This is a genomic window from Micavibrio sp. TMED2, assembly GCA_002168225.1.
GTDB lineage: Bacteria > Pseudomonadota > Alphaproteobacteria > TMED2 > TMED2 > TMED2.
Map to the genome: position 1 here is coordinate 1 of NHBH01000002.1, position 7642 is coordinate 7642.

Annotated in this window: 1 protein-coding gene and 3 pseudogenes; all 4 read right to left on the bottom strand. The window is 32.6% G+C overall.

Annotated elements, in window-relative coordinates:
• Positions 1–20: 20 nt before the first annotated feature.
• Positions 21–2381: pseudogene (locus tag CBB62_09920) on the bottom strand (hypothetical protein).
• Positions 2382–6578, bottom strand: a pseudogene (locus tag CBB62_09925) (hypothetical protein).
• A gap of 27 nt (positions 6579–6605) precedes the next feature.
• A pseudogene (locus CBB62_09930) lies at positions 6606–7157 on the bottom strand (hypothetical protein).
• Between the two features lies 1 nt (position 7158).
• On the bottom strand, positions 7159–7642 hold a 484-nt coding region (locus tag CBB62_09935; GenBank protein ID OUT40510.1), incomplete at its 5' end, for a hypothetical protein.

The following is a 7642-nucleotide window of genomic DNA, read 5'->3' on the forward strand; positions in this document are numbered from 1 at the left end:
ATAGTAAAAACTTTTTCTCTTTTTTGCTTATCAACAAAGTTAGATAATGGAACTAGTCCTTGAGACGTTGAAACATTTGTTCTTTCAATCGAGGAAAATGTCTTTTCATTAGAAGGTAAATAAATTTTTACAGGTATTCTTTCCTCAGCATTGTCAGGAATGATATTTCCTATTGTAAGACCTGAGGTAGCAATTTTAATACTATCACCAATTGTATTTTTTGATAGATCGTATTTGTTTGTTTCATTTGAGTCGATATTATAGATCCATTCAATTCCTGTAATCGGATTTTTAATATTTTGATCAGTAAATGATTCATCTTTTGTTAATTTCTGAAGTACAATACTTGCAAATTGTCGAATTTTAGTTGAGTCTGGTGACTGAACTTCAATTGTAAGATCTTTTGCCCATTGCGAACCACTATAATCGTTTGCATTAACGCTTATATTTAAACCTTGAATTACTGACAATNTTTTTTCTAGGTCCTTAATNACTAAATCNGTNTCTGGGCGNTCTTTAAAGTNTACTAAATCTACCCAAATATCTGCCACCATATCTGTNGGGTTATTATCAAATANCCAAATTCTATCTCGATAGATTGTNTTNCCATAAAAATTCTTTATNTGAGGATGTCCTACTATTACATCAATTGNTTCNTCTAAATAACCTTTTGANTCTGNAGGTGACAAATTACCTTTTGCTAAGATCTCGATTTCTAGACTNTTTGCCTTATCTTCAGCAAAAAAAACATATTCAGTATTAGANTTTATTATTCCAAATACGATTGTNNAAAANANAAGNATTCCAAANAATGAAATTTTTATTGGATTAAGNATTATATAATTAATTATTATTCCATANTATGCATAAAACAAATTATCGTAGGGATCTTTTTTANTNANCATTCCCGCAGTTTTCATTCCAAAAGATGANCCAAGNACAGGNATTATGANCATTGTAACAAAGAAAGAGCACAATAGTACAACNAGNACTGTCCTTGGNATTACTCGNATCCATACACCAAAAAAATCTGGCCAAAATGCTAAAGGCAANAANGCTAAAACAGTTGTTAATGTAGANGCAAATATTGGATAAAACATNTCATGCGCTGCATTGAGGTAGGATAAAGATCTCCTAATACCTTTTTCTTGCTCTCTTCTTGCATATTCNGTGATNACGATTGGGCCATCCACAAGTAACCCAACTGANAATACAAGGCCCATTATGCTCATTAAATTATAGGACATNCCCATAAAATTNAGNATCGTAATTGAAAGCAANTAAGTGGTAGGTATTGAAATNCCNACAAGGAGTCCTACCCGCCACCCGAGAATAGCTACAATAATGGTCATGACAATNATGACAGCTGTTATTACAGTATTTTCAGATGCTGANATTCTATCATTAATATCCTTAGACTCATCAGCTATGAGTACAGCTGANGCAATAGGGCTTATGGTNCCTTCTAATTCANNAAGTTTTTTCTTAATNCCATCATAAAGTGTNATAGTGCTTGATTTNTCTTTTTTATTTATTTGAAGTAATATGCCTGGATTNCCATTTATGTTAACGTAGTCTTTGTTTTTATCAAATGTTTGCTTTACGCTAGCAATATCGCTTAAATAAATTGTCTTATTAGACGATGATTTTATGGGTAATCTATTAAGTTCTGTTGCTGACTTGTATAAAGATTTTATTTTAACAGAATAGTCAGAATTATTGTTTGTAATCTTCCCCGCTGAAATTAGATTGTTATATTTTTTAAAAGACTCAAGAACATTATTGATCCCTAGGCCATATTTTTCCATCGAGGATGCATTTATTTTTATTTCTATTATTTCATCTTTCTTTCCTTTGTACTCAATATCTGTGACATCGTATAGTTGTTCAAATTCATCTTCATATTTTTCAGCAACCTTTACTAATTCTCGATAACCCATATCGCCATGAATGCCAACTAACACAAATTGATAATTCGATGATTTATGTTCCACAACTTCTCTGAGATCATAACCTTGAGGCAGATCTTCAATATTTAAGATTTTATTCCTTACTTCTTTTGCAATATTTGGTATCTCAGTATCTAATTCAAATGCAATTAAAAATGATACAAGTCCATCTTTTGTAATTGAGATAACTTCCTTGGAATCTTTCATTGTCATCATCTCTTTTTCTATTGGCGTCGTAATTAATCTTTCTACGTCTGTTGAAGACGCTCCATCATAATAAATGATTACTGATACAGACTTTAGATCTACGTTTGGCCATTCATGTCGAGGAAAACTTGTATAGGATAGAATTCCTACTAAAAATATACCTACCAAAATAGTATTAATAGTTTTTTTTCTGAAAAAAATTGTATCAAGTATTTTTTTTAGCATTTATGCAAAGGAAGGCTTTCGAAATTTTTTGATAATATCTTTGATATGATCTGGTAAAACTAAAAGGCAAGGTGTCAGGACTAGGGTTAAAATTGCAGAAAAAGAGATACCATAAATGATGCATTGAGCTAGTGGAGCCCACGATGTAGATGCATTAGAGTCATAAGCAATTTCTCTCGCAATTGGATCAATGGAGTAGTTGAGCGCTAATGGTATCAAGCCTAACATTGTTGTCAGTGATGTCAGAAATATAGGGCGCAACCGTTGTGCACAGGCCTTGATTATTCGAGTTCTTACATCCTCATTAGACTTAGAGGAAATAACATTAAAACTATCTATTAGGATTATATTATTGTTTACAACTATTCCCGCTAAAGAAACTATTCCTATCCCAGTTAAAAGTGCGCTGAATACTTGGTCAAATATAAGTAGACCCAACATCACGCCAGCTGTACTTAGTACAACAGCGCTTAGAATTATTGTCATCTGATAAAAATTATTGAATTGGGTCACTAATAATGCTGCCATTAGCATGATTGAAATAATAAATGCTTGTGTAACGAAATTAAGTGAATTCACTTGCTCCTCATTATCACCTCCGAACTCAATATCTATATTTGATGGGATGCTTTGGTCATTGATCCATGTTTCAAATAATTTCAATCTTGATTCAGGTGTGAATTTTGACGATACGTCTGCTTTAATAATTGTAACATGTTTAGAATCAAATTTTCTTACATAGTTTACTTTTTGTTGAGGTTTTTTTTCAACAAAATTTGAAATCGGAACCATGCCAGACTCAGTATTAATTAAAATATTGTCTAGTTCATCAATATATCTTTCCTTTTCAGGATATCTCAGGACAATATCTANTTCTTCNTCAATATCTTTTGGCCTATAAGACCCAATTGNAAGCCCNCTTGTAATCAGNCCAATTGAATTTCCAATGGCAGGNATNTCTGCGCCAAACTTNGCNGCTTTTGCCTTATCAACAAATAGTTCCCATTCAATACCAGGGACNGGAAGAGTACTTTCTAAGTTGACNAGACCGTCTACTGTACNCAAATAGNTTTTAATATCTTGNGCAACGGTCATTGTTGAGTTTCTGCTGGGNCCAAGAACTCTTATTTCAATATCCTTTCCNGTGGGNGGNCCNCCTTCTTGTGCNTTGATCTCGGTCTTGATACCTGGAATTTTATCAAGNTCNTTTCTCATGTTTTCAATTACNACTCTTCCATTGTCTCTGTCTTTTCTGTCNGCAAATTCAAAGAANAATGACGCAATNGTATCATCTGAGCTGCTACCNCCTGACCTGAAATTGTTGAATCTTCCAGTTTGCAAGAATAGATTTTTTACGCCAGCTGTATTATATACGATTTCTTCAACTGACTCAGATAATTCATCAATTTGCTCAATTGTAAGATTTCCTCGTGCTTGGATTTTGCCAAATCCAGCATATGGATCACTTTGAGACACTAAAACAACACCTTGGCCTACTGAAGTATAAGTTGAAATTACAATAAATGAGAAAGCAATTATCGACCCACTAATTAACAATGGTCTTTTGAGAACTAATGTCAGAAAATTAATATATTTCCCTACAAATCCCTCAACTTTTGTAAGATCATATGCGTGTTCGGAACTTATTGACTGAACAGTTTTTTTACTCATCTCTGAAGCTTTGCCAAAAATACTACCGATTACAGGGACAATCATTAAGCTATAGATTAAAGCTACAGTTAAGATGATAAAGATTGTAATTGGTAGAACCCTCATGAACTGGCCACTTACACCCGGCCAAAAAAATAAAGGAATAAAAACAGCTAAGGTTGTCGCTGCTGATGCAGTGACAGGCCAGAACATTCTTTTTGCAGCATAAATAAAAGCTGTTTTCTTATCATATCCTTCTACCATTTTTCTATCGGCTAATTCTACAACAACTATTGAACCGTCTATCAGCATCCCTAAAGCTACCAGCATTCCAAAAATAACCATAAAATTATACGTAAACCCGAGGGCATATAAAATAAAAATGGCAATAACAATTGATACTGGAATACCAGATCCTACTATTAAGGATGACCTAATACCAAATGTTACCATGGCTACAATTAGCACAAACATAGTAGCCATTATAATGTTTCCCTGAAGTGAATTAACTTGTTCAAGCATTACATCTTTTGTATTCAATACATAGCCTAGACGAATATCAGGAGAAATTTTTGATTGATATTTTTCAACAATATTTTCTACTTTATTAATCGTACTTATAAGGTTTGCCCCACGGGCCTTTTTCACTCCTAAGCAAATACTTTGATTTTGATTAATACTTGCAAAGAAAGTTCGCTCTTTAAAATTTCTTTTAACATCAGAAATGTCAGATAATAAAATAACACCGTCGAAAGAAGATCTAATAGGTATGGAATTAATCTCGCTTTCGTCCTCAAATAAGCCTGGCACATCTACCGAGAATTGTCCTTGGCCAGTTTCAATTTCACCAGCCATAACAGCTTGATTATTATTGTTTATTGCTCTTATAATTTCATAAATAGAAATGTTATAATTTTCAATTTGATTGCGGTTAAGTATTGCTTCTAATTGTTCATCTCTATTTCCAATTAAATCAACTTCAAAAATTTCTGGAAGAAGCTCTATTTCATTTTTAATATCTCTTATTATATTTAAAAGTTCTCGTTCCTGAGCAANATCTGATGAAATTGCNACAATAATTGANGGGTCGTCAGANAANGATACTTCTCTAACNATTGGTTCTTTAGCGTCTTCTGGAAACTTTGATTTAGCCTCATTTACAGCATCTCTGACACTATCNAANGATTTTGACATTGTCTCNGCNGCNTCAAACTCTACAACTGCNGCAGCATAACCCTCNAAACCAAAGGCNTGAAGTTTNTTTACACCCTCTATTGATCTTANCTGTTCTTCTAGAGGACGAACCAATANTCNNTCNGAATCGGTTGGNGATACNCCNGGCANCCCAACNCCTGCATAAACAACAGGAATTGTNATATCAGGTTCAGCCTCAACAGGAATGTTCATNCTCCCAAAGANGCCAGCAACTATAAGNACNAATAAGAAAGCAAGNGCTGTTCTTTTNCTGTCTACAAAAAACTCGATCATNTAATAATTAATTTCTTGCCCTTCAATTACATATTCTTGACCNACTGTAATAATCTNTGTTATTTTAGGNAAACCTTCTACCCAAAGACCNTCNGGAGTGTCTTCAATAATAGATATATTTTTAAAGGATGCTTTGTTGTCAATTGCAATTTTAACNCCNAGCTCTCCACTATCGTTCAATGATAATAAATAAGAAGGAATTAAATGNGCNGTTGTTTCNCGNANAGGNACTTTTATTTCTGCTGTTAATCCCTCTCTAATTTCACCACTTATNTTNGATACTTCAGCTTCAACNNTATANGTTCTTGTTAGAGGTGAAGCACTNTTGCTAACAAATTTAACNAGNCCNTNTAAGANTNTATTATTNAGAAGCTCAATTTCTACTTTTNANCCTNTTTCAATTTTACCNACNTCTTTTTCNGTTACTTCNCCGANAACCTTCATTGGNTCCAATTGAATAATAGTTACACANGGCAAACTTGGNCCAATTAATGATCCTATTTCAACATNCACNTCTTCAATGTATCCATCAAANGGAGATAATATTTTAGTATTATTTAATTCATTNTGNGCCATCTTNACTTTAGCATCAGCACTTTTAAGTTTTGCTTCAGCCATTGCTAAATCATTTTCGGAGCGATACCCATCAACCTTAAGTTTATTTATTGCNTCATATTGAAGNCTAGCTTGGTTTTGAAGAGCAAATGCNTCATCCAACATTGCTGATCTATTTTCTTCTTCTAAACTNCAAACCAAATCATTTTTTTTGACAAAATCACCNTTATTAGATGTAAANATAACATTTGAAGAAGTTTTAGGATTTANATTAATTTTTTTGTTNGCTTCAGTTTTACCTCTAATNGTTAANTAAAAAACTTTTTTNTCAGAACTTGTNTCNATTACTCTTACTGATACTGNNTCNTTTATTTCTTTAGANATANNNTTANCTTCTAAAGCNTCATTCTTANCATTCCCACNTAAAANACCNGATAGNATCCATATCAGAACAGCTGCAAGNATGTAAAAAGCTATCATGTAATTACTTAATAAAATTCTCATATTTAAACCNCAATATTATTTGCTAAATTATTCNTTTAATAAGTNNCTATTNTTCTCAANATACTTAATTCCTGTTTCNAATANAGTTGANGCTAANCCTCTAATGAAACTGATTGATTTTTCTTTTCTNAATGCTGCAAGTTCGGANGGTANNGGACCTTCATATTTANNTTGTTCAAGCTTTTGTTTTAAATATANAACNCTNTCATTCATNACAGTATCTAACATTTCATGNGGAAGATATTTAGAAAANAATATCAATAAAAAAAATTCAGATTTNATCTGATCACCAAAATTTCCAGANCGAATATATTCTGCCGCATCACNAAGTAAATTAGANTTCATTAAATCNAATCCTTTTTTTGTAATNGTATAAACTTTTTTGTCTGGNTTTTTGTTTTGCGCGTGCTGTTTGCAAGAAACATATNTATTTGATTGTAGNTTATTCAATGTTGGGTAGATTGTACCNAAGCTTAAACTATAGAAATCAGATAGAGGNCCNTCAAACATTTGTTTTATTTCATATCCNGANCTAGGTCCNANTGANAAGAGNCCNAGNCAAAGTGTTTCTTTTTGCATATTAATNNANNTCTAAATTTTCTAAATTAAGTAANCCTGNTAAATACATAATTTGAGTTTTAACTATTTCNCTATCTTTCTGCTTNTTGAAATAANTAATCTCTGAGTTNAGCAGTGCTTGCCTTGCANNTAAAACATCAAGAACACTTCTTTCACCAACTTCTTGCTCAATNACAGTNCCTTTATANGCAGTTTGATTNGCATTATANGTTAGCTCNGCAGCTTTNATNGTTTGTTCTGAAATTTTATANTTNTCCCAGATATTTTCTGAGAGAATAANNGTTTCNTTTTGNGTTTTCTGTAAAAGTATTAATTGCGTATTTTTAACTTCCTTTGCCTTACGGACATTAGATAGCGATTTTCCAGCCGTAAAGATTGGCCAATTAAGAGTGGCTTTAATTTCTTCATTTGAGAGCTCGTCTATCTCTGCTGAAAATTCATCTAATTCAGATTTAGTAGCAGTAAGACTTAGTTGAGGATAATAT